Origin of the sequence: Flavobacterium sp. LHD-80 (assembly GCF_030929605.1) — a bacterium.
In the GTDB taxonomy this organism is placed as follows: Bacteria; Bacteroidota; Bacteroidia; order Flavobacteriales; family Flavobacteriaceae; genus Flavobacterium.
The window spans coordinates 303,777-323,749 of record NZ_JAVFVS010000008.1 but is presented as its reverse complement, the minus strand read 5'-3'; the positions used below and the strand labels follow the sequence as shown (position 1 = coordinate 323,749).

At 33.2% G+C, this 19,973-nt stretch carries 16 protein-coding genes; 1 reads left to right on the top strand and 15 read right to left on the bottom strand.

Features of this window, described 5'->3' with window-relative positions:
- Positions 1-113 precede the first annotated feature (113 nt).
- Positions 114-1,922, top strand: coding sequence for a hypothetical protein (locus RB619_RS12890; RefSeq protein WP_308098032.1), 1,809 nt, complete (start codon positions 114-116; stop codon positions 1,920-1,922).
- Positions 1,923-1,982: 60 nt separating this feature from the next.
- Here the strand turns inward: RB619_RS12890 and RB619_RS12885 are convergent, their stop codons facing one another.
- From RB619_RS12885 to RB619_RS12815, 15 genes are all read right to left on the bottom strand, one after another.
- A complete protein-coding gene (locus RB619_RS12885; RefSeq protein ID WP_308098031.1) occupies positions 1,983-2,408 on the bottom strand; it encodes a YMGG-like glycine zipper-containing protein in 426 nt (141 codons plus the stop codon).
- Positions 2,409-2,745: 337 nt separating this feature from the next.
- Positions 2,746-4,023: a kynureninase gene (kynU, locus tag RB619_RS12880; protein WP_308098029.1), complete on the bottom strand. Its 1,278-nt coding sequence runs from the start codon at positions 4,021-4,023 to the stop codon at positions 2,746-2,748.
- A gap of 352 nt (positions 4,024-4,375) precedes the next feature.
- A complete protein-coding gene (gene queA / locus RB619_RS12875; RefSeq protein ID WP_308098028.1) occupies positions 4,376-5,425 on the bottom strand; it encodes a tRNA preQ1(34) S-adenosylmethionine ribosyltransferase-isomerase QueA in 1,050 nt (349 codons plus the stop codon).
- A 364-nt stretch (positions 5,426-5,789) separates the two neighbouring features.
- Entirely contained in the window at positions 5,790-7,019 is a 1,230-nt protein-coding gene (locus RB619_RS12870) for a 3-phosphoshikimate 1-carboxyvinyltransferase (protein ID WP_308098027.1), read from the bottom strand.
- 134 nt (positions 7,020-7,153) lie between these two features.
- A complete protein-coding gene (locus tag RB619_RS12865; protein WP_012022600.1) occupies positions 7,154-7,480 on the bottom strand; it encodes a nucleotide pyrophosphohydrolase in 327 nt (108 codons plus the stop codon).
- 2 nt (positions 7,481-7,482) lie between these two features.
- Positions 7,483-9,474, bottom strand: a complete 1,992-nt coding sequence (locus tag RB619_RS12860; RefSeq protein ID WP_308098026.1) for a DUF3857 domain-containing protein — start codon at positions 9,472-9,474, stop codon at positions 7,483-7,485.
- A 3-nt stretch (positions 9,475-9,477) separates the two neighbouring features.
- Positions 9,478-11,400 carry a transglutaminase domain-containing protein gene (locus tag RB619_RS12855; protein ID WP_308098025.1) on the bottom strand — a complete coding sequence of 641 codons (1,923 nt, stop codon included), beginning with the start codon at positions 11,398-11,400 and terminating at the stop codon, positions 9,478-9,480.
- 1 nt (position 11,401) lies between these two features.
- Positions 11,402-13,108 carry a transglutaminase domain-containing protein gene (locus RB619_RS12850; RefSeq protein ID WP_308098024.1) on the bottom strand — a complete coding sequence of 569 codons (1,707 nt, stop codon included), beginning with the start codon at positions 13,106-13,108 and terminating at the stop codon, positions 11,402-11,404.
- An 8-nt stretch (positions 13,109-13,116) separates the two neighbouring features.
- A complete protein-coding gene (locus RB619_RS12845; protein WP_308098023.1) occupies positions 13,117-13,416 on the bottom strand; it encodes a hypothetical protein in 300 nt (99 codons plus the stop codon).
- 37 nt (positions 13,417-13,453) lie between these two features.
- On the bottom strand, positions 13,454-13,909 hold the full coding sequence (locus RB619_RS12840) for a hypothetical protein (protein ID WP_308098022.1): 456 nt from the start codon (positions 13,907-13,909) through the stop codon (positions 13,454-13,456).
- A 195-nt stretch (positions 13,910-14,104) separates the two neighbouring features.
- The gene (locus RB619_RS12835) at positions 14,105-15,361 is read right to left on the bottom strand and encodes a DUF3857 domain-containing protein (protein ID WP_308098020.1); all 1,257 of its coding nucleotides are present in this window, start codon (positions 15,359-15,361) and stop codon (positions 14,105-14,107) included.
- 63 nt (positions 15,362-15,424) lie between these two features.
- Positions 15,425-15,877 (bottom strand): D-aminoacyl-tRNA deacylase, encoded by a 453-nt coding sequence (gene dtd, locus RB619_RS12830; protein WP_308098018.1) that lies wholly within the window; start codon positions 15,875-15,877, stop codon positions 15,425-15,427.
- Positions 15,878-15,911: 34 nt separating this feature from the next.
- Positions 15,912-16,274 carry a four helix bundle protein gene (locus tag RB619_RS12825; protein WP_308098015.1) on the bottom strand — a complete coding sequence of 121 codons (363 nt, stop codon included), beginning with the start codon at positions 16,272-16,274 and terminating at the stop codon, positions 15,912-15,914.
- A gap of 30 nt (positions 16,275-16,304) precedes the next feature.
- Positions 16,305-17,282 carry a ribosome small subunit-dependent GTPase A gene (rsgA, locus tag RB619_RS12820; protein ID WP_308098013.1) on the bottom strand — a complete coding sequence of 326 codons (978 nt, stop codon included), beginning with the start codon at positions 17,280-17,282 and terminating at the stop codon, positions 16,305-16,307.
- Between the two features lie 138 nt (positions 17,283-17,420).
- Positions 17,421-19,952, bottom strand: a complete 2,532-nt coding sequence (locus RB619_RS12815; protein ID WP_308098011.1) for a carboxypeptidase-like regulatory domain-containing protein — start codon at positions 19,950-19,952, stop codon at positions 17,421-17,423.
- Between the last annotated feature and the right edge of the window lie 21 nt (positions 19,953-19,973).

Below are 19,973 nucleotides of genomic sequence, written 5' to 3'. Positions count from 1 at the left end.
CGGCACTCGTTGGTAAAAAAACTTTCTAAACAACCCACATTTTCACATGATAATTATCAGGTTTTACCAAAATCCTTTTTTCAATATTTGTTTTTATTTTAATCTAAAGACAAATGACAAAAACGCCTTTACATACTTTTCATATTCCGGTAATGGGGCTTGCGTACACAATTGACAGCCCGATTCGTGTGGCACAGTACGGAATTTCATCTGTTATTGCTCTCGCTGATGATGATTTAATTGAAAAGATGCGTAATTTTTATAGCACCAAATTCAATATTCCTTACGAAGAAATCACACAGAAATTTCACGATTACCGCGCTGAAAGAATTACTTCTTATCTAAATTTAGTCGATAAAATTGTAAAAGAAAAATTCGAAAATTTTAAAACCGAATTAACCGAAAGCAAAACAGCGCTAGAAAATTTCATGTCGATGTTGCCTAATACTTCTGACATTAAAAAGGGATTTCAGAATTTATTGGACGACGGAATTTCTTTTAAAGAAAATATTCAACATTACATCGAATCCCATCTTTTTCCAGGCGAAATCGACGTTAACATCATGACGAAGCTTGACAAAGATAACTTCATTAAAAATGAACAACTTCCGATTGAGTTTAACGATGCTCATGCTGCTTTAAGAGGTTTTGCAAATAGCAATCTAGAATCTTCTGTTGTGCTTTCTGCAGGAATGAATCCGAGATTGTTTGGTTATTTCGAAAACTTCAAAGATTTTTTCCCAAATGAAAACAACGAACTAAAAAAGAAAATCATACTAAAAGTGAGCGATTTCAGATCGGCAATGATTCAGGGAAATTTCTTGGCCAAAAAAGGACTTTGGGTTTCTGAATACCGAATCGAATCAGGATTAAACTGCGGTGGTCATGCCTTTGCTACTGACGGACTTCTTTTAGGTACCATTTTAGAGGAATTCAAGCAGAAAAAAGAGCAATTGGTACAATCGGCACACGATTTAATGATTAAAGCTTTACAGTTAAAAAATCAGGTTTTCCCAGAAAATCCTTTAGCATTAAAAATTACCGTTCAAGGCGGTGTTGGTACAGCTGAAGAACATGAATTTTTATTGGACGAATATAAAATAGATTCTGTTGGTTGGGGTTCGCCTTTTTTATTGGTTCCTGAAGCAACATCTGTAGATCAAGAAACACGAAATTTATTGATGAATGCCAAAGAAGATGATTTTTATCTGAGTAATATTTCGCCTTTAGGAGTTCCGTTTAATACTTTAAAAGGAACTACAAATGAATTTTTAAAGCAAAAAAGAATTCAAGAAAACAAAGCTGGAAGTTCATGCCCAAAGAAATTTTTAGCTCTAAGCAAAGAATACGATCCGCACGGAATTTGTACAGCTTCAAAAAAATATCAGGACATCAAACTTGAAGAATTAGAAAGCAAAAAAGACTCTTTATCTGGAGAAGAATTCGAGAAAAGCAAAATCAAAATAACGGAGAAATCATGTTTATGCGTAGGTTTGGCAAATGCTTCTTATCTTGAAAATAACATTAAAATAAAAGGCCAGACGCAAGGCGTTGTAATTTGTCCAGGGCCAAATTTGGCTTATTTTGATCAAGAAGTTTCTTTGAAAGAAATGCTACATCACATTTATCTGGGAAAATCGGTTCTAAGGATAGATCGCCCGAATTTATTTGTAAAAGAATTAAAAATGTATGTTGATTATTTTAGAAACGAAATTGAAAACATTTCTGGAGAAGTTACAGCAAATCAGCTAAAAAAATGGAATTCTTTTAAAGCAAATATTTTAGAAGGAATTGAATATTATCAGAATCTGTTTTCGTCAACTTTCTATTTTAAAATGGAAGAAAAAAAAATCAAAAATCAATTCGATTTTTATAAATCAGAATTAAATGCAATCGTGATTCCAACATTGGAATTAGCATAAAACAAAACGCCGATTTAGAAAATCTAAATCGGCGTTTCTTTATTTAAGATATATTAAAATCTACTCTTTCTTTTTCTTATTGCTGTCAATAATAGCACCTGTCCCAGCTCCGACTCCGGCTCCTGCCAATCCACCAATGATAGCACCTTCGCCTTTTTTCTTACTGACAATTGCTCCAGTGGCAGCACCAACTCCGGCACCAATTACCGCGCCTTTCGCAGTTGAGCTCCAGCCTTTCTTTTTTGCTGGTGTTGCAGTTGCTGTTCCATCGTTTTGATGTACCACAACAACTTTTTGAGCTTCCGCTTTTTGCTTCTCTTCTACCTTCGCCATTTCAGTCTTCATTGAGTCGATAACACGTTGTTTGTTAATTTCAACTTTCATTGAATCAATACTGGCTTGTTTGGCTTTATTCAAATCTTCTTTGTTCTGATTTTGACAAGAAGTTATAAGTATTACCGCTAATAAAATATATAAGCCTTTCATGATTGTAGTATTTAAAATTATATACTACAAAGTAAGGCCGTTACATTTTGTTTGAGTTACAAGATTTTTTGGAAAGTTTATAAGATTAGAAGATTTTGTACTTTCTGGAAGAATTTCTATTCCAAGCTGTATGATTTAATCTCGCAAAGACACATATTTTTTGTCATTTCGAGGAGCGAGAAATCCTCACGAGAAACTCTACAAAGATTGACAATTCCCGCTATGGAGCTACTTGTGAAGATTTCTCGTTCCTCGAAATGACAAACAACATCAATTGATACTATTCCTTAAATAAAAAAACTTTGCGCCTCTGCGACTTTGCGAGATTAATTCACTCTTATTTCCCTAAAATTCCTTTTTTCAGAATTTGCCCAAAATCATACATATCTTCATATGAAGAATATAAAGGAACTGGCGCTAAACGAATAACATTTGGTTCACGCCAATCTGTAATTACACCATTTTTCATTAAATAGTCAAATAAGCTTCGACCCTGCCCATGAAGGAAAACGGATAATTGCGAAGCTCTTTCTTCTGGATTTGAAGGCGTAATGATTTCGAAAGTACTTTCTACTTCTTTATCAATTTCGTGTAGAATAAATTCTAGGTATGAAGTTATGTGGTCACGTTTTGCAATTAAAGCGTCCATTCCAACTTCAGCAAACATTTCTACAGAAGCCAAATAAGGCGCTAATGAAAGAACCGGAAGATTACTAATCTGCCATCCTCCTGCTCCGTGAACGGGATCAAAATTAGGTTCCATTTTAAAACGTCGTTCTTTATTGTGTCCCCACCAGCCAGCAAAACGCGGTAAATCTGGATCGTTGTGATGTCTTTCGTGAACGAAAACTCCAGAAGCATTTCCTGGTCCTGAGTTCATGTATTTATAACTGCACCAAGCGGCAAAATCAACATTCCAATCGTGAAGTTCTAATTTGATATTTCCGGCTGCGTGTGCTAAATCCCATCCTACTTTTGCTCCGGCTTTTTGTCCAGCTTCAGTAATAGTTCTAATATCGAAAACTTGTCCTGTATAATAATTTACTCCTCCAATTAAAACTAAAGCCAATTCATCGCCAACTTCTTCGATTTTGGCTAAAACATCTTCAAGACGAATATTATGTTCTCCGTCACGACGTTTGATTTCGACAATCGCATCTTCTGGTTTATAACCGTGGAAATTTACCTGGCTCTGAAACATATATTGATCTGATGGAAAAGCTTTTTCTTCGCAGATAATTTTATAACGTTTGCCTTTAGGTTGATAAAAAGAAACCATCAACAAATGAAGATTCACCGTCAAAGTATTCATAACTGTAACTTCTGACGGAAGCGCTCCAACAATTTTACTCAACGGTTCAGCAAATCTTTCCTGATAATCCCACCAAGGTTTTTCAGCATAAAAATGACCTTCGACAGCTAATTCAGCCCAGTCATTCATTATTTCGTCAATGTAAGCTTTGGTGCGTTTTGGTTGTAATCCTAATGAGTTTCCTGTAAAATAGATAACTCGCTTGTCATTTACTTTAGGAAAAATAAATTGGTCTTGATAATGATTTAATGTGTCTTTCGAATCTAGCCCTCGTGCAAATTCGCGTGTATTTTGAAAAGTCATTGTTTTTTGTTTTGGATGCTAAAATAACAAATTTTGTTTGTTTTGTTTTGTTTCAGGTTTCAAGTTTCATGTTTCACGTTTAATGTTGATATACTTTGTGTGTTTAACCGCAAAGTTCGCAAGGTTTTTTTATAAAGATTAACGTTTACAAACGCTAAGTTCGCAAAGCTTTGCGTTCTTATGCACTTGGCAAACACAAACTGAGCAAAAATCTTTGCGAACTTTGCGGTTAAACACACAACGAACGTCAAACTTGATCCCGAAGCTTCGGGAGAAACTTGAAACCTTTAAAAAACAGAAAACCCGGCAGGTTTTAAAAAACTGCCGGGTTTGAATCTGAAAATATATCAGATTATAATATTAACATTGCATCTCCGTAAGAATAGAATTTGTATCCTTCTTTGATCGCTTCGTCGTATGCTTTTTTCATTAAATCATGACCACAGAAAGCAGAAATCATCATTAATAATGTTGATTTTGGTGTGTGGAAATTTGTAATCATACAGTTTGCAATACTGAAATCGTGTGGAGGAAAAATAAATTTATTTGTCCATCCTTCGTAAGGATTCAAAGTATTAGCAGAAGAAACAGAACTTTCGATTGCACGCATAGAAGTTGTTCCTACAGCACAAATACGTTTTTTCTTTGTTTTTCCTTCGTTTACGATATCACAAGCTTCTTGAGTAATAATTAATTCCTCAGAATCCATTTTGTGTTTCGACAAATCTTCAACCTCAACTGGATTGAAAGTTCCTAAACCAACGTGTAAAGTTACCTCAGCAAAGTTCACTCCTTTGATTTCTAATTTTTTCAAAAGGTGTTTTGAAAAGTGTAAACCAGCAGTTGGTGCCGCTACCGCTCCTTCTTCTTTTGCGTAGATAGTTTGGTATCTTTCAGCATCTTCAGCAGTAACTTCTCTGTTGATGTATTTAGGAATTGGAGTTTCTCCAAGTTCTGTCAATTTGTTTCTGAATTCTTCATAAGATCCATCGTATAAGAAACGTAAAGTTCTACCACGAGAAGTAGTGTTGTCAATTACCTCAGCAACTAACGAATCGTCGTCACCAAAATAAAGTTTATTACCAATACGGATTTTTCTAGCCGGATCAACCAAAACATCCCAAAGGCGTTGCTCAGAATTTAATTCTCTTAATAAGAAAACCTCAATTCTTGCTCCCGTTTTTTCTTTGTTTCCGTACAAACGTGCAGGGAAAACTTTTGTATTATTCAAAATTAAAACGTCTCCGTCATCAAAATAGTTGATAACGTCTTTAAACATTTTATGTTCGATAGTGTTTTTTTTACGGTCAATTACCATTAAACGAGATTCATCTCTGTTTTCTGCTGGAAATTCAGCCAAAAGTTCTTTCGGTAAATTGAAATTGAAGTGTGATAATTTCATATTTGAAGTTAGATTTTAAAATATCAATCTTAGACTTTTTTATCTAAAATTTTAAATCGCTTGCAAATATACGATTGTGAGATAGGCGTTGTCAAGTGTTTTGACGTTTATTTTCAAAAGTCCTTGATTTAGTGAGGTTTCGGAAAGCACTAAAAATGTTTTTTTGAACCATGTAAGTTATATAAGTTCATATTAACTGTTTTTTTACCTAATATTAAACCCAACAGGTTTTAAAAAACCTGTCGGGTTTGCTTTTAAATACGCATAAAAAAACCTCTGGTTGAAACCAGAGGCTATGTGATTAAGTTTTGTATAAAGCCCTTTTTTAAATGAACTTATATAACTTATATGGTTTCAAAAATTTTTACAATTCTGAAATTTGAAAGTTTAAAGCTTTTAAGTCGTTCCAAAAATCTGGATATGACTTTGAAACTACTCCAGCATCTTCAATAATAATTGGAACTTTTATTGCTAATGGAGCGAATGCCATTGCCATACGGTGATCATTATAAGTTCCAATTTTCACATCGTGATTAATATTATCAGATTTTACTAAAGTCAAACTGTCGTTTGTCACCTCAATATTTGCACCTAATTTTGTCAACTCGATTCTTAAAGCTTCAAGTCTGTCAGTTTCTTTAATTTTTAAAGTATGAAGTCCTGTTAAATGACATCCAATTCCTAAACCTAAACAAGTTACAACAATTGTTTGAGCAATATCTGGTGTATTGTTTAATTCAAAATTTACATCTTGATAATTGAAACCAGCAACTTTTTCCAATTTCATTTTATTTCCTTGGAAAGTCGTTTTTACACCCATTTTTTCATAAAGAGAGACTAATTCTGAATCTCCTTGAAGGCTGTTTTCTTTATAACTGCTCAATGTGATTTTTGCAGCATCGGACAAAGCAACTAAACTAAAGAAATAAGAAGCTGAACTCCAATCTGATTCTACAACCATTTCTCTTGATTCAACAGATTCTTTAGGAAAAACTTTGATTACATTTCCTTCGAAACTGGTTTTTATATCCAAATCATTCAGTAAAGCCAAAGTCATTTTGATATAAGGAACTGAAGTAATTTCTCCTTCTAAAGTAAGTTCTAAACCATTATCTAGTTTTGAAGCTACTAATAAAAGTGCCGAAATATATTGGCTACTTACATTTGCTGCCAAATTCACTTTTGAAGCCGTTACTTTTTTTCCTTTAATTCGGATTGGCGGATAACCTTCTTCTTTTTCATAAGATATTTCAACTCCTAATTGTCTTAAAGTATCAACCAAAATTTTGATTGGTCGCTCCTGCATTCTGCTTGAACCTGTCATTACCACTTCTCTGCCTTCGTTTACAGCAAAATAAGCAGTTAGGAAACGCATTGCAGTTCCCGCATGGTGAATGTCTACAATTTCGTCATTGCCAATTAATGCTTTCTGCATTACTTCGCTGTCGTCAGAGTTTGAAGTATTGGCTAAAGTAATATTTGGAAATAACGCTTTTAGAAGTAACAAACGGTTCGTTTCACTTTTAGAACCTGTGATATTTAGTTGCGAATTATCAATTGTGAATTGCGAATTCGTGCTTAATTTTAAATTCATTTTTTTAATTGTAAGTTGTGAATTATGAATTATGAATGATTAGAAACATAATTCAGCCCCGCAATTTACCACTCCCCATTCATAATTCAAAATTCAAAACTCATAATTCAAAACTTATGAGTGATATTTCACAATTATTTCAATTTATCATTGTTTTTGTGACGATCTTTGTCTCTAACCGATTTTAAATCCATTTTTTTATCAAAAGCGGCTTGTAAATCGATTCCCGTTTGATTGGCCAAACATAAAACCACGAAAACAACATCGGCTAATTCTTCGCCTAAATCTTTATTTTTATCGCTTTCTTTTTCAGACTGTTCTCCGTAACGGCGCGCAATAATTCTGGCAACTTCACCTACTTCTTCTGTAAGCTGCGCCATATTGGTTAATTCGTTAAAGTAACGAACACCGTGTTCTTTGATCCAAGTATCAACATCTAATTGTGCATTTTTCAAATCCATTGCTATATTTTTTTAAGGACAATTTTTTCATTTTGACTGGCAATCATTTTCTGAAAAAGATCTTTCAATCCGTTATAATCGCCAGCTGCAAAAATACTACTGTTTATTTCTTTGATACAGCTAATCTGAATTTTATTTTCTAGTTTCGAAATATTTAATGTAAAAACGATCTCTTTATTTTCTGATGAGATTCGGATTGGATTTGGCATAGATTCTACTTCATATCCATCTGGAATTTGAAGATTCAGATTCATTTTTTCTTGGCTCGGATAGCCAAAATAAATTCCCATTTGCCTTTTTTCCTGTGTAAAAGGATTTTTAGATCTAGTAAAAAACAATAATGGATTGATAAATAATTGCCCGCCTATAATTTCTGTAACATTATCAGAAGTAAAATCAAAAGTCTCCGTTACAGGCTCAGCGAAATTAGCCTTCGCGTTTTCAATTTTATAATTGGCGATTTTTAAATCTCCCAGTTCTTCTTCATACTTTTCAAGATAATTTTCCTGATTTTGAGCTGAATGTTTTGTTCTGAAATTATATGCATCATAATCTGTTCTTTGAATTCTTATTTTGCCATCAACTTTACCAACATCTGTTATTTTGCCAAAAACAGTCGAAGTTTCTTTAGACAACGCAGTTGGGTCTAAATTGATTTCTTGCGAAGATCCATCAATTTTAATCAGCCTACCTTTCCAGTTTAAAACATTCAATGGCAATATATTTGGACATGTGTATTTATTTGTCGCATCCAGCAAAACTAATTTTCCATCTATGAGTGCGCCTGCAATCACATAATTGAAGCCCGTTCTTGTTGGATATACTGGCACACCATTTTCAATTGTACTCACTAAAACAGGATTGGCATCAATACCGCCTAGTTTCAGCATATTGATCAAAATAAAATTAATTTCGGCTACATTTCCTGTTTGGTCCGTATAGGCTTTCGCAATTCCTTTATCAGTATAATAATCATTAACTTCATTCCAGTGCATTTTATTTTGAACAAATTTGAAAATGATATTCATTCGATCTTTAGGAGATTCAATCCCTGTCAATAATCTTTTAACATCTTCAACCAAGAAACTTTTTTCGTTCAGTTCTTTTCCGAAATGCTCATTTTTAAAAATATTCGTTGCAACACCTTCCCAAGTAACCGAATAATCTTTGTCTGGTTTATCAGGATAACGAACTCGTTCAATTTCAAATTGTAGAGCACCTTTGTAATTATCCACATTATTTACATACGGTTCTTCCGTCAAAGCTGGAACATCTTTTCCTTTATAAAAAGTATTGATCTGCTTATACGAAAGAATTCCAGATTGATTGTGTTCGTTCTCATAACTTTGACTCTTTCCAACCAATTTGGAATCAGATTCTATTGGAAAATTTCCAATTGAGAGTGATTTATAAATGTAGTATTCTGGAATTTCAGTTTTATATTCGAAATAATTGACAGGAACATCATACTGAAATTCAAAATCAGGCAATTTCAAAAGATTCTCTGATTTCAAAATATATTTGTATTCGATAACAGAACCCACTTTTACATTGGGAAGTGTAATCATTTTTTCGTTCCAAAATTTATTGACTTTTTTCTTGAACGTTCCTTGGCTCTCTAGCTTGGTTTTTACTATTGTGCCATTTTCCAAATTATAGGTAATCGCGTTTGAAAACTCTACTCGATCTTCGTTTAAGTTCTCATAACCAATAAAAAATCGTACCTTTTGATCGGCCCATTTCAGCCCTTCTTTTTTGTAGATTTTGATTTTAAATTCATAAACATGATTTGCCGAAAAACCTTTATCGTTAGTATAAGTAAAAAAACTTTTTCCTTTTTTAAATAAAATGGTCGCCGGAGCAGCGGTATCTTTTGGATTCGATTTTTCCTGCAATTCAGCAACTGTGACTTTGCCAAGCTCATAGTTTTGAGAATGCCCTTTTAGTGAAAGAAGGAGAAATAAAATGGTAAACGTTACACTTGAAAACTTCATTTTTTATATTCTTTTTAAAACAATTTTTTCTGTTTCTTTTGCAATCATAGTTTTATAATATTCTTTTAGCATATCATATTTTCCAATTGGGACTATGGCTTCATTTATTTGATGAATGATCGAAAGCTGAATTCTGTTTTCTGAAAGCGCAATATCAAATTTAAAAACGCCCAAATTATCCTGCATCACAACTGCAATTGGTTTTGGCAAATTCTCGACTGTAAAATTATCCGGTAATTTTATATCAATATTATAGCGTTGCGAAGATGGAAATCCAAAATCGACTGGATATTCTCTTTTTTCTTGTTTAAAAGGATTTTTTTCGCTCAAGAAAAACAACATCGGATTTAGATATATTTTTCCACCGATTATTTCGACCAAATCAGATCCTGCGAAAGAAAACGATTCAGAAATTGGCAATGAAAACTCCTTTTCATTTACTCTTTTATAATCGCTTAACTCGATTTTATTGTTTTCATTTTCAAATTTTTCGATATAAGTCTCTTCATTATCCTTTGCTATTTTCTCTCTAAAATTCAACGCGTGATAATCTGAATATTGTCTTCTTGCTTTTCCTTCAATTTTTCCTGATTCCGAAATTTCAAAACTCAATGCAACAATATCTGCTGAGCTCTTTTTTGGCATTAATTCAACCAGTTTAGAAGCGCCATCTTTGCGAACTGATCTTCCAAACCAATTTAAATCTCTTACGGGCAAAACATTTATAGTAGCATAATCATCAGTTGCATCTAATAAAATCATTCCTTGCGGAGTTTCTACGCCTGCAATTACATAATTGAATCCGCTAGTGCTTGGAAAAAATGAAATTCCGTTAGAGCGCGTACTGATCAAAACCGGATTTGCATCTAAACCTGCATAACGAAGCATTGATGTAAGCATTAAATTAATGTCGGCACAATTTCCTGATTTTTCTTTATACGCTTTTTTGACTCCGTTTTCGCATCCGTAACCAAGGTGCTGATTCCATTTTATGTTTGATTTCACATAATTAAAAATGGTCGAAATCTTATCTTCTGGCTTTATTTTATCTGCCAATAATAATTTCAGATTATCTTCAAAATAACCTGTTTTTCTTAATTCTGGACCAAAGTCTTCAAACTCATAAATGGTTCTTGCAACAGAAGGCCAACTTGAAGAAAATGTTTTGAAGAGTTGTCCAGGAATAGAAATCGACTCAAGCTCGTGCGAAATAGAAGCGCGGTAATTATTCATATTATTTACAAAATCCTCTTCTTGCATTGCCGGCACGTTTTGAAGTGAATAGATACTTTCCATCGCCATGTAACCGTATGTATTCGCGACTTGTGAATTTGATTTTGGAATAAAAAATCCTTTCATGTTTTTTTTGAATGAAAACACATCTGGAATAATAGTTCTGAATTCTGAAAAATTCACCGGAATACTTTTTTGAAAATCCCAATCCGGAATGTTTAATGAACCTCCAATAATTTTGACCTGAAATTCTAAAATTGAACCTTCTTTGACATCTGGAAATGCAAACTTTTTAGCCCAAAAATCTTTTGTGATTTTATCTAAAAACTCACTTTCTGACTTTAATTTAGATTTGACAATTTTTCCGTCAACTAAATTATACGTGTAAACATCGGTAATACTGATCGCGCTTAATTTCCCCGACGGAAATGTAAATTGCATATTAGACCAGTGATAACCTTCTTTTTTGTAGATTTTTATTCTTGTCTGCGTGATACGTTCTGTATAGCCCATATTGTTTATCTTGACAAGACCTTTTGTAAACAAAATTGCTGCAGGAGCAGAAGAATCTATTGGATGTACTTTTTCCTCCAGCTCGGCAATACTTACTTTTCCTAATGCAAAATTCTGCGCATTGATTTTTGAAAAACCAATGCACAGAAAAAAAACTACTACGAAGTTTTGGAACTTCATATTAGATACGTTTTAAAACAATTTTTTCAGTTTCTTTCGCAATCATTCCTTTATAGTATTCTTTCAGCATTTCGTATTTTTCTGCAGAAAAAATAGCTTCATTAATTTGATTTGCAATAATTACCTGTAAACTGTTTCCGTTTGTAGCAACATTAAATTTAAAACTTCCTGCATTGTCTTCCATATTTATAAGCGCAGGAGCTGGCAATGTTTCAACGGCAAAACCTTCGGGAATTTGAATTGTAATATTGTATTTATCCATTTGCGGAAATCCAAAATCAACTGGATATTCTCTTACTTCTTGCTTAAAAGGGTTTTTATCATTGGTAAAAAATAACATTGGACTAATGTATATTTTACCGCCAATAATCTCGCATAAATCATTTCCGGTAAAGGCATATGTTTCTATTGCAGGCAATAAAATTTCTTTTTCATTAGTTCTGCTATAATCACTAATTTCTATTTTTCCGCTTTTGTTTTCAAGCTTTTCAAGATAATCTTCTTGCTTCACACCGTCAATTCTTTCTCTGGTAATCATCGCCATGTGATCTGTGTATTGTCTTCTGGTTTTTCCTGAAACTTTTCCTTCAGCATCAATGCTATAGCTTAAAAAGACAATATCATTTGATACTTTTTTAGGCGTCAAATCAATCTCTTCAGAAGTGCCATCTTTACGAATCAACCTTCCTGTCCAGTTAATGGTTCTAAAAGGAAGAATATTTGGTGTTGAGAATTTATTTGAAGCATCTAACAATAAATTTCCTTGTGGGGTTTCAACCGCTGCAACTACATAATCAAAAGCAGTTCTGTTAGGAAATAATGCAATTCCGTTTTCACGTGTACTCAACAAAACTGGATTTGCAGTCAATCCCGCATAACGAAGCATTGAAGTCAGCATTAAATTGATATCGCCAATATTTCCTGTTTTTTCTTTATATGCTTTTTTAACTCCATTATCACAATCATAACCCGTATAGCCATTCCATTTTACATTTGCTTTCACGTGATTTAAGATAGTCCAAATTTTTTCTTCAGGCGTGTTTTTTCCAGCAAGCAATACTTTTAGATCATCTTCATAATAACCTGTTTTATTTAATTCTGGGCCAAAACTCTCATAATCGTAGATTGTTTTTACGACCGATTCCCAATCTGTAGAATACATTTTCATTTGGGAACCTGGGAACTTCGTCATCGATAACTCATGCTGAATGCTTGAAACATAATTATCCATGTTGTTTACAAAAGATTCTTCTTTCATTGCTGGAAAATCTTGTGCTATATAAGTTGTTCTTGTTTCAGTATAATCAATTTTGTCAGTTGAAAATGTAGTTGTCGTTACACGTCCCTCAGATCTTTCTTTACTTGTAAACATTATTGAACGAGGGCCTTTTTCAACAGTCATTTTCGGAAAAAAATATCCTTTTTGTCTTGAATTAAAAACATAATATTCAGGTACATAAGTAATAAATTCCGAATAATTCACAGGAATAGTTTCTTGAAAGTTCCACTCTCTTATAAGTCGGTCACTTGGACTTTTGATCGTATATTTATATTCAATTACAGAACCTTCTTTTACATTTGGCATTGTAATTTTTTTCTGAGCTCTAAATTTATTTAAAACCTCATCAAAAGTACCTTCTGATTTAAGTTTCGTTTTTTCAATTTTGCCACCAACCAAATTATAAGTGTAAGCATCAGAAAAAAACACTTTTTCAGTTAGTCCAGGTGTTTTAAAATACCATACTTCCTTATTTGCCCATTCGTAGCCTTCCTTTTATATACTTTTATTCGGACTTCAACATCGGTCAAGGTTATAAAGTTGCCTTCTGTTTGATCATACTCAATTCTGGCTTTTCCTTTTTTATACAAAATAGCAGCAGGTGCCGTAGAATCTTTAGGATGTACTTTCTGCTCTAATTCAGAAACAGATACTTTTCCTAATTTAAACTCCTGTGCTGTTGTTTTTGATACAACTAAAAGCACAATTGAAAGGCTTAAGATTTTAATTAATTTCATGCGGGGTTAGGTCTTGGTTAGTTTATTTATTGGTATGTTAGTTTTTTATTAAAATAATTTTTGCATTATCATTCCTTGAAATCTGTTCTCTAAAAAGTCGATACTCATCATATTCTTTATTTGAATATTTTCCTTTGTTTAAAAACATGCTGCGTTTGTAAATCAGTTTATTATTGTCTTTTTTGATAATTTCAGTTTTGTATTCACCAAATTTCCCTTTAAGTTCATAATTTGCTGGAAGAAATTCGATTGTAAAACCAGGCGGAAGATTAACTTCGATTTCGTCAGAATCTAAATAACCACGCTGAATCTCGAATGGATTTTTTCTGTTTCTGATGCGCTTAACACTTTCACCATTTTGATTAAAAGCATCAATTGCAAAAATCATTTTGTTAGCCGAAATTGAAGCATAATTTATGGCGCTTAACTGTACATCTTCAGTAAAACGGACATTTTCTTTATCATTTGAAAATGTAATTTTCCCTAATTTCAAATTATTGATATTGTCCCAATATTCTTTATAATGCGCTTCTTTCTCTGTTGGCTGATAGGTTTCGATTCTGTATTTTTCATTATACTGAGAACCTTCAGAAGTTATTGAAATCGAGCCAGAAAAATGTCCGTTTTCATCAATCGAATAAATTCCTTTGTCTTTTTGTACGTTGCCTTTATCATCGTAAACTTTTGTTCAAACAATTTGCCCGCCTTCTGGTTTCACTACTAAAACATCTCTGTCGTCTGTAAAAGTTCCTTGATAACCAAACGGATTATCTTGACTTGTACATTCTAGAAAAGTGTAATTATCTCCATTTGGAATTGCCAAAATCATATGATTTCCTTGCATTGAAACAAAATCAGACTGAATATTTGCCTTTTCAGAATCGCCATATAAAATTGTATTGTATGACGGAACATCAACTGCCTGCAAAAGTGCTTTTGTATAATTTGACAAAGCCTTGCAATCGCCATAACCTAAACGATCAACGTCGCTGGCCAGCATTGGTTTCCAACCACCAATTCCAATCGCAATATTTACATATCTTGATTTCTTCTGCACATAATCGTAAATGATTTTTGCTTTTTTGATTGGGTCTTTTTCATCGCCAACAAGTGCTTTCATTTTCGCTTTGGTTTCTTCTGGCAAAGTAGTTGTTCCGGTTAAAATTTTATCTCCGTACCATTTTCCAAATGCTTCCCAAGTTGTGGCATTTCCGTCAACACCTTCTAAATGAAATTTTTCCAATCCCATCATGACTCTTGGAAACAAATCTTCTGAAGATGGACTCAAATCTTCTGATTTTTGAGCTAAAATATTTTCTGCAATGTAACTCAGTTTTGTAGCTGATTCTTCTGTTTTTTTTATGTTATATCCAGAAAACTGAAATTCCTTTTTCTTGAATCCTAAATCACTTGGATAGGAAACATTCAAAATACATTTTTCGACACTTGCATTATAACCACTTAAAAAATACCATCGTGGTATAAAAGCCGTATTTGAAGTTTCTGTTTCGCACGTGTAAACAATCGTAAACGGATATGAAATTGGGGTATAATTTAAATAAACAACACGGCTGTCTGAGAAAAGTGTACTACCGCTTACAGCACTTTGATCTCTAAAATCTTTTCGTCTAATTTTTTTGATTTCGTTTCCGGCTGCATCATAAACAATAGCTTCGATGCTATTTATTGAAGTAGTTTTGTCATAATGCTTATAAGCATCAATATGACTAAGTCCTTTGTCATTTAAAACCGTTACAACTCTTTGTGTTTTCACATTCATGCTTCGCTGGGAAACAATCGTGATATCCATTTGATCTAATCGAACAACTGCATTTGCGTTTTGTTTTAGACTATCTGGAATTGAAGTAATATTGTAATTAACCTTTTGAGCGTATGTAGTAAGGGCAATTAAACAAAAAAATAACGAAAAAAAAGGGCTTCTCATTGGTAAGTAATTTCTTCAAATATATATTTTTTTTAGAAATCCTTAACATTTGTCAAACTTTTTTTAATCGCGATTTTTGCTGTCCATAACAATCGTTACGGGGCCATCATTTAAAAGACTGACTTTCATATCGGCACCAAAAATTCCGGTTTGTATTTTTTTATTGAATTCCTTTTCCAATGCTTCAACAAAACGTTCGTACATTGGAATAGCAAAATCAGGTTTTGCTGCTTTTATATAAGAGGGACGGTTTCCTTTTTTAGTAGAAGCGTGAAGTGTAAATTGGCTTACGGCAATAATTTCGCCATCAATATCTTGAACCGAGCAGTTCATAACATCATTTTCGTCACCAAAGATTCGCATTTTTATGATTTTCCCAGCAAGCCAATCAATATCTTCCTGAGTATCGGCATCTTCAATTCCAACTAAAATCAATAATCCTTTTTGAATATCGGCAACAATTTTAGAATCAACTGTTACTGACGCTTGGGAAACTCTTTGAAGTACAATTTTCATAGAAATGGTGAATTGTGAATGGTAAATTGTGAATTTATGTAGTACTTAGTTTTTGCTTGGATGTTATAATAATTGAAGCTAAAATTTTATTTATTTCTACAATATCATACTTTATAGATTGAAATTGAATTTCACTTAAGTAATTAGATTGAAAAAGCAATTCCAGCCAATAATCTGTTTCATTTGCCTCTTTTTGTGCAATTGCAAGTTTATGAATAAAATCCTTTTTACTTTCTGCCTGCTCAGATTCTCTAATTAATGCACCAATAGCTGTACCACTTCGAAGTAATTGTTTACTTAAAACATATTCTCTTTTATCATCTTTTAAAAATTGAAAAAGTTTGATAATTCTAAGTGCAAAATTAAAAGACTTTGTTTTTATTATGTTATCAGCCATAATTCACAATTTACCATTCACAATTCACAATTATTTTCTCGTTTCATCACTCGCCGCACGATCTTCTCCATAGCTGTCAGTTCGATAATGTTCTTCATCTCCTTCCAATATTTTAAGGTAGCTATTGTAGCGCGACCAAGCGATTTCATCTCTTTCTAGAGCTGCTTTTATTGCGCAATGCGGTTCCTCTTTGTGTAAACAATTGTTAAACTTGCATTGATCTTTTAATTTGAAGAATTCTGGAAAATAACCGCTAATTTCTGTTGGTTCCATATCAACAATTCCGAAACCTTTAATTCCTGGCGTGTCGATAATTCTAGCGTCAAAAGACAAATCATACATTTCGGCAAAAGTTGTCGTATGCTGTCCTTGCTTGCTTTGCTCAGAAATTACAGTTGTTTTTAAATGAAGGCTTGGTTCCATCGCATTTACCAAAGTCGATTTTCCAACTCCAGAATGTCCTGAAAACATACTTACTTTACCAATCATCATTTCTTTCAGCTTATCAACACCTTTATTTTCTGTAGATGAAATTCGGAGACATTTATATCCAATTTCCTGATAAATATGTTGCAAGTAAAGCTGATCATCTAAAGTCTGATCGTTAAGCGTGTCAATTTTATTAAAAATCAGAACTGCTTCAATTCCGTATGCTTCGGCAGTAACCAAAAAGCGGTCGATAAAACTTGTAGTTGTTGGTGGATTATCAATAGTAATCAGCAAAAAAACTTGATCAATATTGGAAGCAATAATGTGAATTTGTTTCGATAAGTTAACCGATTTACGAACGATATAGTTTTTTCTTTCGTGAATTTTATGGATCGTTCCGGTCAAAGTATCTGACGTTTCCTCTAATTCATAATCAACAATATCGCCTACAGCAATTGGGTTGGTACTTTTAATACCTTTAATTCTAAATTTCCCTTTCATACGGCATTCGATAAAATCACCTTTTTCAGATTTTACGGTATACCAGCTTCCTGTAGATTTATAAACGGTTCCTGTCATTCTTTAATTTTAGATTGTAGATTTTAGATTTTAGAATGTTGTAAAACCTAAAAAATAAAAGGCAAAATTACGTTTTTAGAATGGAACAACGCAATTTCGCCTTTTAAATTTGAAAGACATCAGCTTAATATGCAGACTTTACCAGATAATTTCGGCTAAAATATCATTCTCTTTAATTTTTCCTAACTGAATTGTTTTCAAAGTTCTGGATGTTTTTCCGGCTTTAGTCGTATAAATTTCAACCAAAATTGTTGCTGGACCATTTTCGGTTAATTCTGTTTCGCCATAAAAATCAGTCTTAATTTGATATTTGCCTTTTACTGCATTTCGAAGTATATATTGCTCTGGCCCATAACCTTCTGTAAAATCTTTAGAAAATCTTCCTCCAATTTGTGTAGAAGTGTGGCTGTAGTAACATTCTTCACCCGTTGGTTCAATTACATGCAAATCCAAATCAACATCCATTTGATTCCAGTTCATAATGATTCTGATATCAACCGGCATTTTTGCAAGGTACTTTTTAGCAAGCTTACCTGTTTTTATGCCAGAATGTTCTGTTATCATTCGATTAATATCCATCAAAACAATATCCTCTACACCTTCATACTGACCGCTCATTTCTCCATAATAATTCACTTCAAGCGCCTTGATTAATTGATCAAAAGCTTCTTGATATTTTCCTGCATCTTCTAGTGTTAATGCATAATCTCTTAAGCTCTGTGGTTCATGTTCTCTCCATTTTACAACTTGTTTTGCGGTAAAAACGGCATCATTATAATCTTTCCACTGACGCAAAGTATACGTCAAAGTTTTATAAAGCTGATGATTCTCTAAACCTAAATCAGCAATATTACTAAGGATCAGCAGTGCTTTTTTTACATCACCTTGATTGTAGAAAAAATGAGCCACATCAAAATAAAAACTCGGATTTCTTTCCTGAGCTTTTCTCAATTCAAAATACAAATCATATTGTTTTTCTTTTGGTGCCGAAGCCAATGCTTTTAAATACAATCGATCTGGATTCCAACTTTTTGTTTGAACAACGCCACTATTTGAAGACTTCTTTTTTGTTGTTATAATGATAACTCCATTTGCCCCTCTACTGCCATAAGTAGCAATTCTCGAAGCATCTTTCAAATCTTCTATGCTTTCGATATCATCTGACTTTAAATCGGTCAATTCACCCTCATAAAACTGACCATCAACTATAATTAAAGGTTTTCTTGTATCTCCTGTTGAATAACCTCTACTGAAATTTAAATCTTCCGAAAGATCCTTATTTTTTAAAAGGCCTTCTGAAATCGCACCAACAACATCTGATTTTTTTTGAGTTCCAGGTCCAACAACTGCAACTACTTTTAATTCTCTGGCACTTCCATTTATTACTTCACTTCCAACTTTTTTATCTTTTAATTCAGTGACTACCGGTATATCTTCGGTAACTTCTTGTGATTTTGCTACTAATGGTGCAACAAATTTTACCTGATCAACTTTTGATGCTGTTGGCGGTGGAGAAGTATTATACACATTATTGTCTTCTTCAATTACTGTCGTAGCTGTTCCTCTACCAACGGGTTCATCAACTGTTAAAACAGCATCAGGATCACCTTTTATAGTACCGTAGCCAACAGTAACTACTTCCTGCAAATTCTGTGAGTTCTCTCTCAATCTTATAGAAACTAGATTATTTCTGCCAACATTAACACGAGCAGGTTCGAAACCAATATAGGTAATATTAAGAATAGTATTCTGAGGAGCTTTTATACTAAATTTTCCATCAAAATCAGTTTGAACTCCCTCATTTCGTCCATTTATATTAACGCTCGCTCCTGGCAATGGCTGATCATTTCCATCTAAAACAACTCCAGAAATAAATCCAGCCGGGACTGTTTGGCTAGTTCTTAAAATTGTATTTGCAACATTGCTATTATTTGCTCTTTGGGGATTCTTAACTTTAGATTTTGACGCTAATTTAGTTGCAGAATACTTCGTGTCTTTTTTCCACCAAGCATTTATACTTCCAAAATAACTTTCAATACTTTCCCAATTATTTTTTTGTTGTGCCAATGTAGCATCATGTTCCTGTTTTTTAATTCGGTCAAACTCGGCACGCAATTCTGCAGGCGGTACAATATCATATAAAATATAATCACTTAGATTTTCCAGAACAATCAACGAGGTATTTTTAGTTACAATTCCGAATTTCTTTCCAAGAAGCTCAATTTCATCTGCATTTTTTGAATATTGCAATTCAAGATTAGCGATTTTTTTCTGTGCCCAAAGTTTTTCCACATTAATATCTCCAGCATTCTGAGCTGTAACGTCAAGCGAAATTTTTCGTTCTAAAACTACCTCATTTCCGTAGCCAAAAAGAAGTGTAATTTCGTTTTGTGGATTCAAAGAAATTCCCGAAAAACTAAAATTTCCAGAAACAGAAGTTCCTTCCATAGGAAACAAATCAGTTACAGTCAAATTCTCTTTTATACCAAGAAACTTCAAACTTGAATTTGTCATTTTATCCAAAGCCGTTTCCGAATTTATCTGATTCAAATTGATGAAATTTCCGCCAGTTTTAGTAGAAGAAAAATTCAGAAAAGCAAAATCTGCAGAAACTGAGGATGTAATAGTGTAAACCGGTTTTTTAGTTTTTGGAAGAAGATTTTCACTCAAAGAAGATAATCCATCAGAGAA

What these genes read in the sequence shown, in the direction of transcription:
- RB619_RS12890 (WP_308098032.1), top strand. Translation starts at nt 114, where the DNA reads ATGACAAAAACGCCTTTACATACTTTTCATATTCCGGTAATGGGGCTT.
- RB619_RS12885 (WP_308098031.1), bottom strand. Translation starts at nt 2,408, where the DNA reads ATGAAAGGCTTATATATTTTATTAGCGGTAATACTTATAACTTCTTGT.
- kynU (WP_308098029.1), bottom strand. Translation starts at nt 4,023, where the DNA reads ATGACTTTTCAAAATACACGCGAATTTGCACGAGGGCTAGATTCGAAA.
- queA (WP_308098028.1), bottom strand. Translation starts at nt 5,425, where the DNA reads ATGAAATTATCACACTTCAATTTCAATTTACCGAAAGAACTTTTGGCT.
- RB619_RS12870 (WP_308098027.1), bottom strand. Translation starts at nt 7,019, where the DNA reads ATGAATTTAAAATTAAGCACGAATTCGCAATTCACAATTGATAATTCG.
- RB619_RS12865 (WP_012022600.1), bottom strand. Translation starts at nt 7,480, where the DNA reads ATGGATTTGAAAAATGCACAATTAGATGTTGATACTTGGATCAAAGAA.
- RB619_RS12860 (WP_308098026.1), bottom strand. Translation starts at nt 9,474, where the DNA reads ATGAAGTTTTCAAGTGTAACGTTTACCATTTTATTTCTCCTTCTTTCA.
- RB619_RS12855 (WP_308098025.1), bottom strand. Translation starts at nt 11,400, where the DNA reads ATGAAGTTCCAAAACTTCGTAGTAGTTTTTTTTCTGTGCATTGGTTTT.
- RB619_RS12845 (WP_308098023.1), bottom strand. Translation starts at nt 13,416, where the DNA reads ATGAAATTAATTAAAATCTTAAGCCTTTCAATTGTGCTTTTAGTTGTA.
- RB619_RS12835 (WP_308098020.1), bottom strand. Translation starts at nt 15,361, where the DNA reads ATGAGAAGCCCTTTTTTTTCGTTATTTTTTTGTTTAATTGCCCTTACT.
- dtd (WP_308098018.1), bottom strand. Translation starts at nt 15,877, where the DNA reads ATGAAAATTGTACTTCAAAGAGTTTCCCAAGCGTCAGTAACAGTTGAT.
- RB619_RS12825 (WP_308098015.1), bottom strand. Translation starts at nt 16,274, where the DNA reads ATGGCTGATAACATAATAAAAACAAAGTCTTTTAATTTTGCACTTAGA.
- rsgA (WP_308098013.1), bottom strand. Translation starts at nt 17,282, where the DNA reads ATGACAGGAACCGTTTATAAATCTACAGGAAGCTGGTATACCGTAAAA.